Source organism: Roseovarius nubinhibens ISM, assembly GCF_000152625.1.
In the GTDB taxonomy this organism is placed as follows: Bacteria; Pseudomonadota; Alphaproteobacteria; order Rhodobacterales; family Rhodobacteraceae; genus Roseovarius; species Roseovarius nubinhibens.
Map to the genome: position 1 here is coordinate 1883738 of NZ_CH724156.1, position 13519 is coordinate 1897256.

The following is a 13519-nucleotide window of genomic DNA, read 5'->3' on the forward strand; positions in this document are numbered from 1 at the left end:
TCCTGTATGGCGCGGGCCATGGTCCAGACTTTCGATGCATATGATCCCCCGCAAGACCCGCTCGAGGTGATCCATGAGGATCACGAGATGCTGGTGGTGAACAAGCCCTCGGGCCTCTTGTCGGTGCCGGGCAAGGGCGAGCATCTGGCCGATTGCCTCTTGGCGCGGATCGAGGCGGCCTATCCCACCGCGCTCTTGGTGCATCGGCTCGACCGGGATACGTCCGGGGTCATGGTCTTTGCGCTGACGCCCCATGCCCAGCGGCATATGTCGAAGCAATTCGAGAAGCGCATCCCGAAAAAGACCTATGTGGCGCGGGTCGAGGGCCATCTCGAGCCCAAGACCGGGGTGGTCGATCTGCCGCTTATCGTGGATTGGCCGAACCGGCCGCTGCAGAAGGTCTGCCACGAGACGGGGCGGGCGGCGCTCACTGAATACCGGGTGCTCAAGGCGCGGGATGGCGAGAGCCGGGTGCGGCTGTCGCCCAAGACCGGGCGGTCGCATCAGCTTCGGGTGCATATGCTGGCGTTGGGGCATGTGATCCTTGGCGATCCTCTCTATGCCACGGGGGCGGCGGCAGAGCATCCGCGGCTCATGCTGCATTCGGAGGAATTGCGCATCCGGCATCCCGATGGCGGGCAGGGCATGCAGTTCCGCGCCAAGGCGCCGTTCTAGCGGCGCAGCACCCGGTCGGTGAGGTTGAGCCGCTGGGCGACGATGGGCGCGATGGTCTCGGCCAGGGCGGGATCGGCGGCGGTCAGCTCGGCCAGCTCATCGAGCCGGTTGGCGGCGATCAGCGACAGCGCATCCATCCGCGGGCTGCCATCGGCATGGCGGGGTAGGGCGGCGACGGGCTGGATCAGCTCGGGGCGCGGCTCGGGCGTCAGGGCGGCGAGGGCTGTGGCATCGAGATCGGTTTCCACGAACGCATAGAGCCCGACACCATGGGCCGGCAGCGCATAGGTGGCGAGCGCCAGATCGCGGATCTGGTCATGGGCCAGAAGGGCGCGGCGCAGCGTGGGGCCGTCGCGCTCGATCCGGTCTTCGGTGCCTTCGCCATCGGACCAGTTCATCAGCCGCCGCGTGATGAAATTATAGGCCCGCTTGCCGGTGGCCATCCAGATCCGCGCGGGCAGCGCCTTTTGCGCCAGCATCCGGTGTTCCGAAGGGGTCAGCAGATCGGGCGCATAGGCGCGTTTCTGTTTCAACAGGTGGCGCAGGTCCTCGCGGGCCATGACGCGGAAGAGCTGGCCGCGGCGGCGATGCACCGAGGCGAGCTGAAAATCGATGACGGCGGCGCGGCCCTCGGGGGTGCGCAGCCAGTTCTGCGGCTTGGCGATGTCATTATGGGTGACACCGGCGCGGCGCATCTCGCGCAGGAGCCGTTTGGCGTCGCGATACCAGGCGGCATCGGCGGGCTTGGCCAGTTGCAGCGGCGTGCCGCGTGTCCAGCTGCGCAAGAGCCCGGTGCGGTCGGCGCGCACCAGCATCGGGCAGCCTTCGATCCCCTGCACCGCCTTGAGCGCGCGGATTTCCTTGCGCGCGAGCGCCCAGGCGATGGGGCGGGCATAGGCCGGCACCCCGTCGAGCTTGCGCAGCACCACCGGGAAATCGGGCACGCCCTCGAGCTCGCCCGAGATGGTTTCGGAAAAGATGTCGCGCTTGTGCACGGTGTCGGGCAGGAAGGGCGCCTGCGCCATGTCGGGGGTGATCCGGGTCATGGCCCGTCTCTTAGCCGCAAAGCGGGGGCTGGGGAAGATGTGCCGTGGCGGGCGGCATCGCTTGGGGCCTCGGGGGGATTTGGGTATTTGGACCCAGAAAGAGGCCAGGAGCTCAGAGCCTGTGCCACTGTTCGGGGATCAGGTCGGGATTGTGCAGCGCCTGGGTGGCGAACCAGTTGCGCGGCGCGACCACCAGTTTGTCGGGGTCGGGGTTGAGCCAGGCCCCCCACCAGGAGAAGGTCGAATTGGCGATGACGTGATGGGCGCAGCGCGCCATCAGCGCCATGTCGAAATGGCCGGTGGCCTCGTCATTGAGATCGACGATGACCTGATCCTGACCGAGATCGAGATTGTCGCGCGCCCAGGCCGGATCATTGGAAAAGATGAAACAGGTGAGCGGCTTGCCGAGCGTGGTGGCGAGGTGATCGGCGGCGGCGCGGTAGTAATCGGGGGTGCAGGCGGCATAGGCGCCCGCCGCTATATAATCGCCGCGCCGGACATGGAAGGAGACCGGGCAGGGGGCGGCGTCGATCTGCGCCGCCATGGCGGCATTGGGCGCGTCGAGCGCTGTCGTCAGTGTCAGATCGCGGCGCAGGGCGTCGGTGTCGGGGCCGAAATACTGTTCGGACTGCCAATAGCCATGCAGATAGGTGCCGCGCGGCAGGTTGAAGAATTCCGGGTCGACCCCGAGCCCGCGTTCGCGGTGAAAGCGCGGGCTGCGGCCAAATTTGCGCCAGAGCGCATAGCGCAGGGGCCCGTCGGATTTCGCCGGCGGCAGGGCCACGTCGCGGCGCAGCCGGGCCTTGGCGAAATGGGTGAAACAATCGCCCCGGTCGCGGCTTCCGGCCACATAGCGCGCGTCGATCATCAGGTCGCAGCCGAGCCGGTCGGCGAGCGCCCGGCCTGCGGCATATTGAAAGAGCTGATTGCCCGCGCCGCCGAAGAGCCGGGAGGTGATCACCTGCGAGGGGGGCGGTGTGTCAGTCATGCGAAGCATCCGGGGCGGCAGAGCTGGCCGAGGCGTGGCGCACGGCGCGGCGGTAGCGCCCCCGCAGCCATTCGCGGCGCAGCTTTTCAAGGACGGGTTTGCGGGCGCTCTGGATGGTCGAGCCTTCGAGCTGATCGGCGATCTCGGAAATGCCCGAGGGCAGAATCATCGCCGGGCGCAGCCCGGTCTGCCAATGGCTCTGGACAAAGGTATCGACGGGGCGGTCAAAGCGGTCGGAGGCGGCGAGCAGCTGCTCGGCGCTGGCGCGGGTGACGAGCTGGGCCGTGGTGCGCAGGCCGGCCATTTGCGGCAGCAGAAGCTGGCACGCGCCCTGGGTCGCGATGAGCCGGGCCGGGCCCCGGGCCGGGCGGGTCTGAAACTGGATATAGCCGAAACGGTCGAGGTGATCGCGGCCAAGCGTCAGCGCCTGGGCGAAGTGTTCGGGGTCGAGCCCGGCGTCATCCTCGAGGATCAGCGCGTGATCGAGATCGCGGCGCAGGATCTCGGCCCAAATCTGCCGGTGCGACAGAAAGCAGCCGATCTCGCCCATGCGCAGCGGGAACGGGTAGCGCGGGGCGAAAAGGCCCGCGTCGACGCGGGCCCTCAATTCTCGGTCATCCATCGCGGCCCCATCCACCGCCGGCCAGATCTCGGCCGGCAGGCCGCAGCTGTCGCGGAGGCGGTGGGCGTTCTCACGCCGCGCCGAGGCGCGGGTGAGATGCAGGATGAAGGCGTGGCCGGTCACCGGGGATCAGGCCTCGTCGGGCCAGCCCGAAACCGCCTTGACCTCGAGGAAATCCTCGAGCCCCCATTTGCCGCCTTCGCGCCCGTTGCCCGACTGTTTCATGCCGCCGAAGGGCGAGCCGAGGCCACGGCCCTTGCCGTTCATCTCGACCATGCCCGAGCGCAGCGCCAGCGCCGCCCGTTTGAGCCGCGCGGGATCTTGCGTCTGGACGTAGTTGGTCAGGCCATAGACCGTGTCATTGGCCATCTCGAGCGCCTGCTCCTCGTTGTCGAACGCCATGATCGACAGCACCGGGCCAAAGATTTCCTCGCGCGCGATGGTCATGTCCGGGGTGACATCGGCAAAGACCGTGGGCTTGATGAAGAAGCCACGGTTGAGCCCTTCGGGACGGCCAGTGCCGCCCGCCACGAGCCGCGCGCCTTCGTCGATGCCGGTCTGGATCAGGTCCTGGATCTTGTCGAACTGGGTCTTGTTGACCACCGGGCCCATATGGTTGCCGGATTGATCAGCGGCGGCCACGGTGACCGATTGGGCCACTTCGGCGGCGGTCTCGACGGCCTTATCATAGATCGAACGTTCGACCATCATCCGGGTCGGCGCGTTGCAGGATTGGCCGGTGTTGTTCATGCAATGCAGCACGCCGCGTTTGACGGCCTTGTCATCGGCATCGGCAAAGATCAGGTTGGCACCCTTGCCGCCGAGCTCGAGGCTCACGCGTTTGAGCGTGTCGGCGGCGGATTTCGAGATCAGCTTGCCGGCGCGCGACGAGCCGGTGAAGCTCACCATATCCACATCCGGATGGGCGGTGAGCTGGCTGCCGACGCCCGCGCCATCGCCGTTGACCAGGTTGAAGACACCGGCGGGAATGCCCGCCTCATCCACCATTTCGGCAAAGAGCATGGCCGAGAGCGGCGATTCCTCGGAGGGTTTGAGCACCATGGTGCAGCCCGCGATGAGACCGGCGGCGACCTTGAGCGAGATCTGGTTCATCGGCCAGTTCCAGGGCGTGATCATCGCCGCGACGCCGATCGGTTCATGCACGATACGGTCGTTGGGGGCGTGATCGCCGAGCGGCGCGACCCAGTGAAACTCGCGGCCCGCCTTGATCAGCGCATCCATGTGCCAGCTGCCGGCGCCGACCTGCTGGGTGCTGGCCATGTCGATGGGGGCGCCCATCTCGAGGCTGATCGCCTGGGCCATTTCCTCGCCGCGCCGCTTGTAGATGTCGCGCAGTTTCTCGACCTTGGCGATGCGGTCTTCGACCGGGGTGCTGGCCCAGGCCGGAAAGGCGCGTTTGGCCGCCGCCACGGCGGCGTCGGTGTCGGCCTGATCGCCGAGCGAGATCACCGCGCAGGGCTCTTCGTTGGAGGGGTTGATCACCTCATGATCGCGGGCTGCTGCCGGTGCCGTCCAGGCCCCGTTGATATAGAATTCTTTCTTCTCGATCATGCCTTCGCTCCTCATCTGTCAGACGCGGGCCCGGCCCGCTGGATTCGCGTCACCTTGTCACCGCTGGCGCGGGGCTGCAAGCGCCCTTGGGGGGTGCAAACGGGGTGGCCCTCACCTATCTAGAGGCGTAAGGCTTGCACGATCTTCAAACGAAGGAGAGTATTCATGGCACTTCGCATCAACGATGAAATTCCCAACCTGAACGTCACCACCGACCAGGGCAGCTTTGATCTGCATGATTGGGTCGGCGACAGCTGGGCCATCCTGTTTTCGCACCCCAAGGATTTTACCCCCGTCTGCACCACCGAGTTCGGCGCGGTCGCCCGGCTCGCGGATGAGTGGGAGAAGCGCGGCACCAAGGTCATCGGCGTGAGCGTCGATGGCGTTGAGGACCACAAGAAATGGAAGGGCGATATCGAGAAAGTCTCTGGCGCGGCGGCCGGGTTCCCGATCATCGCCGATGACGGTCTCGAAGTGTCGAAAGCCTTCGACATGCTGCCCGCCGAGGCCTATCTGCCCGATGGCCGCACGCCCGCCGACAGCGCCACCGTGCGCAGCGTCTTCATCATCGGGCCGGACAAACAGGTCAAGCTGATGATGACCTATCCGATGACCGTGGGCCGCAACTTTGGCGAGATCGTGCGGGCGCTCGACGCGCTGCAGACCTCGACGGGCAAGGGCGTGGCGACACCGGCGGACTGGACCATGGGCGAAGATGTGATCATCCCGCCGTCGGTCAGCGATGCGGATGCCAAGGCCAAGTTCGGCGCGTTCGACGCCGTGCTGCCCTATCTGCGCAAGACCAAGATGCCGGGCTGAGCCTGAAGGCCAGATGTTCCGCACCGCGCCGTCTGAGGGGCGGCGCTGACAGAGAATAAAACGCAAGCGCCCTCGCAGATATCTGCGGGGGCGCTGGTGGTTTAGAGGGGGGCTGTGGGGGGCTTCGGTGTCACTTTGCAAGCTGCACCTTCTGCGTATTACCGACATGTGTTTAGCAGGTCAGGCATTATCGTAGTAAGCGATCAATTCTTCACAGTAGGGAACATTCGCCTCCGGAAATCCATTCGCAATGAGATATTTTTTGAATTCCCGAGCAGAATGATTCGACGCATTGGTGGCCTTCCAGCAGTGAAACATATGAAGTATCTCGAATGACCCTATAAAATTGGGCATTAGGTGGCGATCTATGGCGCTCGCGGAAACCGAAAGTACACCCAAATAATCCAGAAGTTTGGAGTGAGAAATCTTTCCGGAAGCACGATGCTGCAAATTCGAAGGTTCAGGTACATCAAGTGACCGGCCGAACCCGTGGGCGAATTGATTTCGAAGTTCCCTCATCTTTTCAAGCTTTGAGACTGGAAACATTTTGGAGGTGTCTGTAGCGCTAAAAAGTCGCCTAAAGTTGGCTTCTCTCTTGCTCCAAGTATCTCGAGTGAGCAATTTCTGATCGGCTTCGTAGTCGATCTCTACACCGCGTTTCAGCAGCGAAGTGCCATCAAGTGCACCGGTCGCCCCGAACCGGCAAAGAGGATCCGACATCAACGCGCTTCGACAAATCCTACTCATGTACGCTTCGTGAAAGGTTACTGCCGAGGCAAGGGCCGAGAGGCGAAGCCAGTTTCCAAGAGCTTCGTTTGCCGTCAACCACTCGCCAACTGTTTTCGGAACCCGTGAAATGTCCGGCCCACTGGCTTGGAAAATGGTTTCTGTCGAAATCTCGGCATTTGATTCTTTCTCCTGCCTAGCGAGGTAACGAGCATTTTCTGTCATTACGACGAACGACCAATAATGCTCGTTTATCTCAGTCTGTCGGTCATTGAACTCACTGATGGCGATACTTCTTGATCGCAGCGGAACATATCTATTAAAAGTCAAAAAAATTGTCTCCCATTGCAGCAAGGTTGGCGCACAACCCAATAACTAAAGCTGACTATGATCGCTAGTTCATCTAGCGGCATGATTACGGATCTTCCTGCATAATTCTCCTATCCGAAGCAATCGAGAGGTTTGGCCCCAAAGCGACCATTCCCACGTCGTCCGCGCGCCTTGGTCTGCACCATATCTGCTAACGGTCTACGTCGGTTTGGCGGAAGCTATACCTTGAGAAACCCTACGGGCGTCCTGCGCGGAGGGACAGCAGCCCCGACAGCACGATGAGGGCGATGCCTGAGAGGGCGATGGCATCGGGGGCTTCGGCAAAGAGCAGGAGCCCCCAGAGCAGCGCGAAGCCCACATAGGCGAAGTCGAAGGCGCCGATGAGGGCGGGGGGTGCGTTTTGATAGGCAAAGGCGGCACCGACGCCGCCGATCACCAGCGCCACGGCCATGAGCGCGAGCGCGGCCCAGGCGGGGCCGTCGAGCGCGGCCCAGGGGGCGAAGAGAAATCCGCCCTGGCCGGGCAGCGCCAGAGAGGCCGCGCTGATCGTGATGCCGGCGAGGATAAAGCCGAGGTTGAGCCAGAGCGCGAGGGTCAGGGGCGGCTCGGCCCGGCAGCGGGCGCGGGTGAGCAGCATCGCCGCGGCATAGAGCATCGCGGCGCAGAGCGGCGCGAGCGCCCAGAGATTGAACGCCTCGGGGCCGGGGCGCAGGATCAAGAGAACCCCGGCAAAGCCCAGAGCGACCGCGAACCAGCCGAGCGGCGCGACGCGGCCGCCGGGCAGCAGCCCGGAAAACAGCGTGATGAAGAGCGGCAGCGTGTAATAGGCCGCCGCCGCCACCGACAGATCGAGATGCGGCAGCGCCAGGTAATAGGCGATCCACATGCTCACCAAGAGGGCAGAGCGCAGCGCCACCCAGCCCAGGGCGACAGGCCAGAGCGGCACCCGGCGCGCCCGCATCAGCCACAGCAGAAGCGGCAGGGCGAGCAGGGAACGCAGAAGGAAAATCTGGCCCAGCGCAAAGCCGCCCGCCAGCGCCTTGACCAACGCATCGCCCAGCGACAGCGCCAGAACCGTGCCAAGGATCACCGCCACGGCGAGGCCGATCCGGTCATCAGCAGGGGCAGCAGGAGAGAGGGGGGCGGCAGGGGGCATGGGATCACTCGGCACAGGGATATGCTGCGAGACTAGGCCGGGGCGGCGATCCTGCCCAGAGATTTTCCGCGTTTCAGCGCCCGCGGGGCCGGACAGCTGACCAAACCTGTCAGCGTGAGGAATGCGGCGCAGGAAAGGAGCGGGCAAAAACAAACCCCCGAGGCCGGGCCGCGGGGGTCGTTTCTTCGAAAAACGTGTTCGAAGCCGGTCTTAGAGAAGACCTTCGCGCTGGGCTTTCTTACGCGCCAGTTTCCGGGCACGGCGGATCGCTTCAGCTTTCTCGCGCGCTTTTTTCTCAGAGGGTTTCTCGAAATGTTGCTTGAGCTTCATTTCCCGAAACACACCTTCGCGCTGCAGCTTCTTTTTCAGGGCACGGAGCGCCTGATCGACATTGTTGTCACGAACACTAACCTGCATGTGGTTTTCACCACCTTTCTAAGTTTGAGTTGCAAGAGATTGCAGGAAACAGCCGTATAACAAGGCGAATCGTTCTTGTCCAGCCTGTTGGCGGCGGGCGCACAGGTTGAACGCGGCGGCTTTCGGACAAGTTTAGAGACAGGTTTGCCGATCTGTCGCTTGCGGGTTTTGTCAGAGCTTAGGCCTGCCGAGGCGCGGTGGGAATACGGGTTTTCTCGGGCCGGGCTGCACGCTAGGGTCGGCGCGTTGGAGGATGCGATGGCGCAAGATGTGAAATCACGGCTTTTGGCGGCGATCAAGCCGCATGTGGCCTTTGATGGCTGGGGCCCAGAGGCCTTTGCGGCGGCGGTGCAGGAGGCGGAGATCGCGCCCGAGCTGGCCCGCGCCGCCTGTCCGCGCGGTGCCATCGATCTGGCCGTGGCCTATCATGAGGCGGGCGATGCGGCGATGGTCGCGGCGCTCGACGCGATGGATCTGGACGAGATGCGGTTTCGCGACCGAATCGCGGCGGCGGTGATGGCGCGGCTCGAGGCGGTAGACGATCCCGAGCTGGTGCGCCGGGGGATGACGCTTTTCGCGCTGCCGCATCACGCGGCCGAGGGCGCGGCGCTCATCTGGGGCACGGCGGATCGCATCTGGACCACGCTTGGCGACAGCTCGCGCGATGTGAACTGGTACACGAAACGCGCGACGCTGTCGGGGGTCTATAGCAGCACAGTGCTCTATTGGCTCGGCGATCACAGTGCGGATCATGCTGACACCCGCGCCTTTCTCGACCGGCGGATCGAGGATGTGATGCGGTTCGAAAAGCTCAAGGCGGGGCTGCGTGACAATGCGCTCTTGTCCGGGCTGATGGCCGGGCCGCTCAAGCTGCTCGACCGGGTGCGCGCGCCCGAGATCACGCCACGCACCGGCATGCCGGGGCGCTGGAAAGGGCATTAGGCCGCGGGCGAGACGCATCGCGGGGACCTCCAGAAACACCTGATAAGACGGAAGGCAGAGCGCAGATGGACAAGGCAATGACAGCGGTTGAGATCACCCAGCCGGGCGGGCCGGAGGTGTTGCAGATCACCCAGCGGCCGATGCCCGAGGCGGGGCCGGGCGAGGTGGTGATCCGCGTCGCCTGGGCCGGGGTCAACCGGCCGGATGCCTTGCAGCGGGCGGGGCTCTATGCGCCGCCGCCCTCGGCCAGCGATCTGCCGGGGCTCGAGGCTTCGGGCGAGATCGTGGCGCTGGGCGAAGGGGTTGGCGACTGGGCGCTGGGCGATCAGGTCTGCGCGCTTCTGCCCGGCGGTGGCTATGCCGAATACGTGACGACGCCTGCGGCCCATTGCCTGCCGGTGCCCGAAGGCATGGGGCTGCGCGAGGCGGCCTGCCTGCCGGAAACATTCTTTACCGTATGGTCCAATGTCTTCATGCGCGGCGGCCTGCAGGCGGGCGAGCGGTTTTTGGTTCATGGCGGCTCGTCCGGGATCGGCACCACGGCCATTCAGCTCGCCAAGGCCTTTGGCGCGCGGGTCTTTGCCACCGCCGGATCAGAGGCGAAATGCGCCGCCTGCCGCGATCTCGGTGCGGATCGGGTGATCAATTACCGCGACGAGGATTTCTCGGAGATCCTGCGCGCCGAGGGCGGGGCGAACCTCATCCTCGATATGGTGGGCGGCGATTACCTGCCGCGCAATGTGCGCGCGCTCGCCGATGAGGGGCGGCTTGTGCAGATTGCCTTTCTCAAGGGGCCGAAGGTCGAGCTGAACTTTGCCCAGGTGATGATGCGGCGGCTGACCATCACGGGCAGCACCCTGCGTCCGCAGAGCGATCTCGCCAAGGCGCGGATTGCCGAGGCGCTGCGCCGTGAGGTTTGGCCGCTCTTGGCCGCCGGGCGGATCGCGCCGGTGATGGATTCGGACTATCCGCTGGGGGAGGCGTCGCAGGCGCATGCGCATATGGAGGCGGGCGACCATATCGGCAAGATCGTCCTCAAGGTCGGGCCCGAGGCGTGATCACGGCGGCCATTCTGGGGCTGGCGGGCGTCAGCCTTGGCCTCTCGGCGCTGGCGCTGCGCCGGGCGCCACGGCTCGGCTGGGTCTTTGCGCCGCCGCCGCCCGTTCCGGCGGGGCCCGCCCAGTGCGAAACGCTTTTGACCTATCACAGCCATTTGGGGCAGGCGCATTCGCCGTCGATCCTGTGCCGTCCGGACGGGTTTTCGGTGCTCTGGTTCGAAGGTTCCGCCGAGGCGCAGGCCGATGTGGACATTTATGAGGTGAGCTTTGCCAAGGGGCCGCAGGGCTGGCAGGCGAGCGCCGCAGAGCAGCGCGTCGGGCGTCAGGCCCTGGGCCGGGCGATGCGGCCCCGGCAGCTTGTCGTGACGCTTGGCAATACGATCGAGGACGAGGCGCGGCGCGGTGCGGTCTTTTCGACGGTGGTGTCGGTGGGCGGCTGGGCGGCGGCCTCGGTGGCGCGGGTGATCCCGGGGCCGGGCGGGCCGCTCAGCGCCGAAAAGCTCAGCCTGTCGCCGATGCTCAACCGCTCGGCCTTGGTGAAATCGCCGATGCTGGCCTATGCCGATGGCAGTCACGCGCTCCCCGCTTATTTCGAGATGGGCCAGATGCATGGGCTCTTGGTCCGGTTTCATCCGGATGGCCGGGTGGCCGACACGCGGCGGATGGATGGCGCCGGGCTCAACCCCATTCAGCCGATGATCGTGCCGCTCGATGGACGGCGGGCGGTGGCCTTTCTGCGCGACTTTGATGTCAAACGCGGCTGCCTTCTGCGCTGTGAGACCGAAGATGGCGGCCAGAGCTGGAGCCCGGTCGAGACCACCGTGATCGCCAACCCGAGCGCGCCGGTGGCGGCGCTGCCCTTGGGCGATGGGCGTATCCTGATGGCCGGCAATGACGATCCCGACGCGCCCGCCGATCTCTGCCTGTCGATCAGCGCCGATGAGGGCAGAACTTGGCAAAGATGCAGGCGGTTTGAGGGCAAGAGCGGCGGGCTGCGCTATCCGATGCTGCGCCTGCTCGCCGAGGGCGAGATTGCGCTTTGCTATTCGCACGGGACCAAGGCGGGGATCTGCGTGCAGGTCATGGGCCGCGACTGGATCGAGGCCGGGGCGGGCAAGAAAGAGGGCGCGCCATGACGGATCGTTTGTCTACTCTTTATATGGGCGTGCTGCTGGGCTGGGTGCTGTTTTGCGGCTTTGCCCTCGTGGCGCGGCCGGACCAGGCGGCGATTGCGGGGCTGATCCTCGGCTTTGGCCTGACCCTCGGGCTGCGGCGCAACATTGCCATCAGTGGCGCGATGGCGGTGCTCGAGCCCATCGGCGTGGTGCTGCCGCTTTTGGCCTTGCGGCATATGGCGCTGGCCGTCTGTCCCGATCTCGCGCCCTGGCTCGGCCAGTGGCAGGCTTGGGAGCTGGCGGCGCTGGTGCTGCTCTATCCGGTCTTTCTGGCGGCCTCGATGGGGGTGTGGCGGGCCGAGCCCTACCGGCTCGGCTATCATCCGGTGCCTGTCGCCCTCATGGTCTTGGGGCTCTGCCTCTATGCGCTGGCCATGACCAACCCATTCCTCGCGTTGCTCGCCGTGGCCGCCCAGGCGCAGTGGGTTCTGCGCGCCGGAAGCAGCAATTGGTTCGACCATATCCTGCATGTTCTGGTGGTGCCGGCGGCTCTTTTCACGCTGCTTGGGCGGCTCTGGTGAGGCAAGGGGAATCGGCCCCCGCCGATTCCCAAACCCAAGCGATTGCGCCTTATTTTCGCCTTAATCCGGCGACGAACGGCGCGAAAGCCACGGGCGAACTCTAGCGGAAACCCGCCAAAAACAGTGCCCGGATGGATAGTCTGTGATCAAAACGTCACAACGCAGGGCATTGGCAATCAAACGGGCGGGGCTTCGTTGACCTGAATGGGCAAATCAAGCAATCAATCCCCCAAGCCGGTTCCTTCCAGAGTCGGTGGAACTTGAACACATTCCTGCTATTATGAGGAGGGACACCCTTTGAAAAAGCATCTGCTTAGCACCAGTGCCATCGCACTCGGTCTCGTCGCAGCTCCGGCATCCGCTCAAGAGTGGAACCTGGACTGGGGCGGTTACATGAACCAGCACGTCGCATTCGCTGACGTTTCCGGCACCGCCGCAGCTGGCATCGACTATGACGGCGTTGGCTTCCACAGCAACTCCGAAATCTTCTTCACCCCCTCGGTGACGCTCGACAACGGCCTGACCTTTGGTATCAACGTTCAGCTCGAAGCTGAAAACCAAAGCACCTCGGTTAACGCTGCAGGTACTTCCGGTACCAACAGCTACATCGACGAAACCTACATGATCATCTCGGGTGATACCCTGGGCCGCATCGAAATCGGTTCGGAAAACTCGGCTGGTTACAAGTCCATGGTTGGCGCGCCTTCCGTGACTTCGATGGCGATCAACTCGCCCTCGATCTCGGCCTTCATTCCGCTGTCGAACGTTCTGCCCTGGAACTTCCGTCAGGCTGGTATCTCGGCTTGGACCGAAGTTGGCGGCAACAACGACGTTGACCGTATCAGCTACTACACCCCCGATTTCAACGGCCTGACCGTTGGTATCTCGTATGCCCGCAACAACGGCGGCAACGCTGTCGGTTCGCACAACAACAGCGTTGTTGGTTCGGCCACGCTCGAAGACATCTTCGACATCGGCGTGAACTACAGCCAGACCTTCGGCACGACCAGCGTCTCGCTGGCCGCTCGCTACGGTTCGGCTGAAGCAATTGCTCCTGCTGGCTACGATCCCGAAACTTGGGGTATCGGCGCACAAGTGGGCTTCGGTGACTTCACCGTTGGCGCACACTATGCTGAAAACGACAACGCGGCTTCGGGCGCGGCTGGCGACCAGTCCGGCTGGAGCTTCGGTGGTACCTATGACGCCCCCGGCGCATGGGCCTTCGAAGCCCTCACCTTCCAAGGTGAGTTCGACATGACCGGTACCGGCGCAGCAGACGAAGAGTACACGGCCTATAAAATCGGCGCGAGCCGCGACATGGGCCCGGGCGTTGACTGGGACATCTATGCCATCTACGCGGAAGCTGACGACAAAGGCACCGCAGGCACCGATCTCAAAGGTACCGTTATCGGCACCGCGATCAACCTGAGCTTCTAATCTCTGGTTCGATTTGCTAATAGGCGAGGGGGGCG

At 64.4% G+C, this 13519-nt stretch carries 14 protein-coding genes; 7 read left to right on the top strand and 7 right to left on the bottom strand.

The window, feature by feature from the left end; all coding sequences use genetic code 11:
- Window positions 1-18: 18 nt before the first annotated feature.
- Complete coding sequence (locus ISM_RS09100) at window positions 19-675, top strand: RluA family pseudouridine synthase (protein ID WP_040618420.1); 657 nt, start codon at window positions 19-21, stop codon at window positions 673-675.
- Here ISM_RS09100 and ISM_RS09105 read toward each other — a convergent pair.
- Genes ISM_RS09105 through ISM_RS09120 form a run of 4 tightly spaced genes read right to left on the bottom strand, consistent with a single transcriptional unit; the run spans window position 672 to window position 4903 of the window.
- Window positions 672-1829 carry a phosphotransferase gene (locus ISM_RS09105; protein WP_338053176.1) on the bottom strand — a complete coding sequence of 386 codons (1158 nt, stop codon included), beginning with the start codon at window positions 1827-1829 and terminating at the stop codon, window positions 672-674. The genes ISM_RS09100 and ISM_RS09105 overlap by 4 nt on opposite strands.
- A gap of 4 nt (window positions 1830-1833) precedes the next feature.
- Window positions 1834-2709 carry an alpha-1,2-fucosyltransferase gene (locus ISM_RS09110; RefSeq protein WP_009813856.1) on the bottom strand — a complete coding sequence of 292 codons (876 nt, stop codon included), beginning with the start codon at window positions 2707-2709 and terminating at the stop codon, window positions 1834-1836.
- On the bottom strand, window positions 2702-3454 hold the full coding sequence (locus ISM_RS09115; protein ID WP_009813857.1) for a glycosyltransferase family 25 protein: 753 nt from the start codon (window positions 3452-3454) through the stop codon (window positions 2702-2704). Before ISM_RS09115 ends, ISM_RS09110 begins: the two co-directional genes overlap by 8 nt.
- Before the next feature lie 6 nt (window positions 3455-3460).
- Window positions 3461-4903 (bottom strand): aldehyde dehydrogenase family protein, encoded by a 1443-nt coding sequence (locus ISM_RS09120; RefSeq protein WP_009813858.1) that lies wholly within the window; start codon window positions 4901-4903, stop codon window positions 3461-3463.
- 165 nt (window positions 4904-5068) lie between these two features.
- On the opposite strand from ISM_RS09120, the gene ISM_RS09125 reads away from it, so the two are divergent.
- Complete coding sequence (locus ISM_RS09125; protein ID WP_009813859.1) at window positions 5069-5722, top strand: peroxiredoxin; 654 nt, start codon at window positions 5069-5071, stop codon at window positions 5720-5722.
- Window positions 5723-5902: 180 nt separating this feature from the next.
- Here the strand turns inward: ISM_RS09125 and ISM_RS18265 are convergent, their stop codons facing one another.
- The 3 genes from ISM_RS18265 to rpsU all read right to left on the bottom strand — a co-directional run bounded on the left by ISM_RS18265 (window position 5903) and on the right by rpsU (window position 8351).
- Window positions 5903-6673, bottom strand: a complete 771-nt coding sequence (locus ISM_RS18265; RefSeq protein WP_217622870.1) for a hypothetical protein — start codon at window positions 6671-6673, stop codon at window positions 5903-5905.
- Between the two features lie 340 nt (window positions 6674-7013).
- Window positions 7014-7934, bottom strand: coding sequence for a DMT family transporter (locus ISM_RS09130; RefSeq protein WP_040617983.1), 921 nt, complete (start codon window positions 7932-7934; stop codon window positions 7014-7016).
- Between the two features lie 210 nt (window positions 7935-8144).
- Window positions 8145-8351, bottom strand: a complete 207-nt coding sequence (gene rpsU, locus ISM_RS17970) for a 30S ribosomal protein S21 (protein WP_005614280.1) — start codon at window positions 8349-8351, stop codon at window positions 8145-8147.
- A gap of 258 nt (window positions 8352-8609) precedes the next feature.
- Between rpsU and ISM_RS09140 the strand changes: the two genes are divergently transcribed.
- The 5 genes from ISM_RS09140 (at window position 8610) to ISM_RS09160 (ending at window position 13484) form a co-directional block, all read left to right on the top strand.
- Complete coding sequence (locus ISM_RS09140; RefSeq protein WP_040618423.1) at window positions 8610-9293, top strand: COQ9 family protein; 684 nt, start codon at window positions 8610-8612, stop codon at window positions 9291-9293.
- A gap of 65 nt (window positions 9294-9358) precedes the next feature.
- Complete coding sequence (locus tag ISM_RS09145; protein WP_009813863.1) at window positions 9359-10351, top strand: NAD(P)H-quinone oxidoreductase; 993 nt, start codon at window positions 9359-9361, stop codon at window positions 10349-10351.
- Entirely contained in the window at window positions 10348-11487 is a 1140-nt protein-coding gene (locus tag ISM_RS09150) for an exo-alpha-sialidase (protein ID WP_009813864.1), read from the top strand. Before ISM_RS09145 ends, ISM_RS09150 begins: the two co-directional genes overlap by 4 nt.
- On the top strand, window positions 11484-12047 hold the full coding sequence (locus ISM_RS09155; RefSeq protein ID WP_156783358.1) for a hypothetical protein: 564 nt from the start codon (window positions 11484-11486) through the stop codon (window positions 12045-12047). The genes ISM_RS09150 and ISM_RS09155 overlap by 4 nt, the downstream gene beginning before the upstream one ends.
- 297 nt (window positions 12048-12344) lie before the next feature.
- Window positions 12345-13484, top strand: a complete 1140-nt coding sequence (locus ISM_RS09160) for a porin (protein ID WP_009813866.1) — start codon at window positions 12345-12347, stop codon at window positions 13482-13484.
- Window positions 13485-13519 lie beyond the last annotated feature (35 nt).

What these genes read in the sequence shown, in the direction of transcription:
- ISM_RS09100 (WP_040618420.1), top strand. Translation starts at nt 19, where the DNA reads ATGGTCCAGACTTTCGATGCATATGATCCCCCGCAAGACCCGCTCGAG.
- ISM_RS09110 (WP_009813856.1), bottom strand. Translation starts at nt 2,709, where the DNA reads ATGACTGACACACCGCCCCCCTCGCAGGTGATCACCTCCCGGCTCTTC.
- ISM_RS09120 (WP_009813858.1), bottom strand. Translation starts at nt 4,903, where the DNA reads ATGATCGAGAAGAAAGAATTCTATATCAACGGGGCCTGGACGGCACCG.
- ISM_RS09125 (WP_009813859.1), top strand. Translation starts at nt 5,069, where the DNA reads ATGGCACTTCGCATCAACGATGAAATTCCCAACCTGAACGTCACCACC.
- ISM_RS18265 (WP_217622870.1), bottom strand. Translation starts at nt 6,673, where the DNA reads ATGACAGAAAATGCTCGTTACCTCGCTAGGCAGGAGAAAGAATCAAAT.
- ISM_RS09130 (WP_040617983.1), bottom strand. Translation starts at nt 7,934, where the DNA reads ATGCCCCCTGCCGCCCCCCTCTCTCCTGCTGCCCCTGCTGATGACCGG.
- rpsU (WP_005614280.1), bottom strand. Translation starts at nt 8,351, where the DNA reads ATGCAGGTTAGTGTTCGTGACAACAATGTCGATCAGGCGCTCCGTGCC.
- ISM_RS09140 (WP_040618423.1), top strand. Translation starts at nt 8,610, where the DNA reads ATGGCGCAAGATGTGAAATCACGGCTTTTGGCGGCGATCAAGCCGCAT.
- ISM_RS09145 (WP_009813863.1), top strand. Translation starts at nt 9,359, where the DNA reads ATGGACAAGGCAATGACAGCGGTTGAGATCACCCAGCCGGGCGGGCCG.
- ISM_RS09155 (WP_156783358.1), top strand. Translation starts at nt 11,484, where the DNA reads ATGACGGATCGTTTGTCTACTCTTTATATGGGCGTGCTGCTGGGCTGG.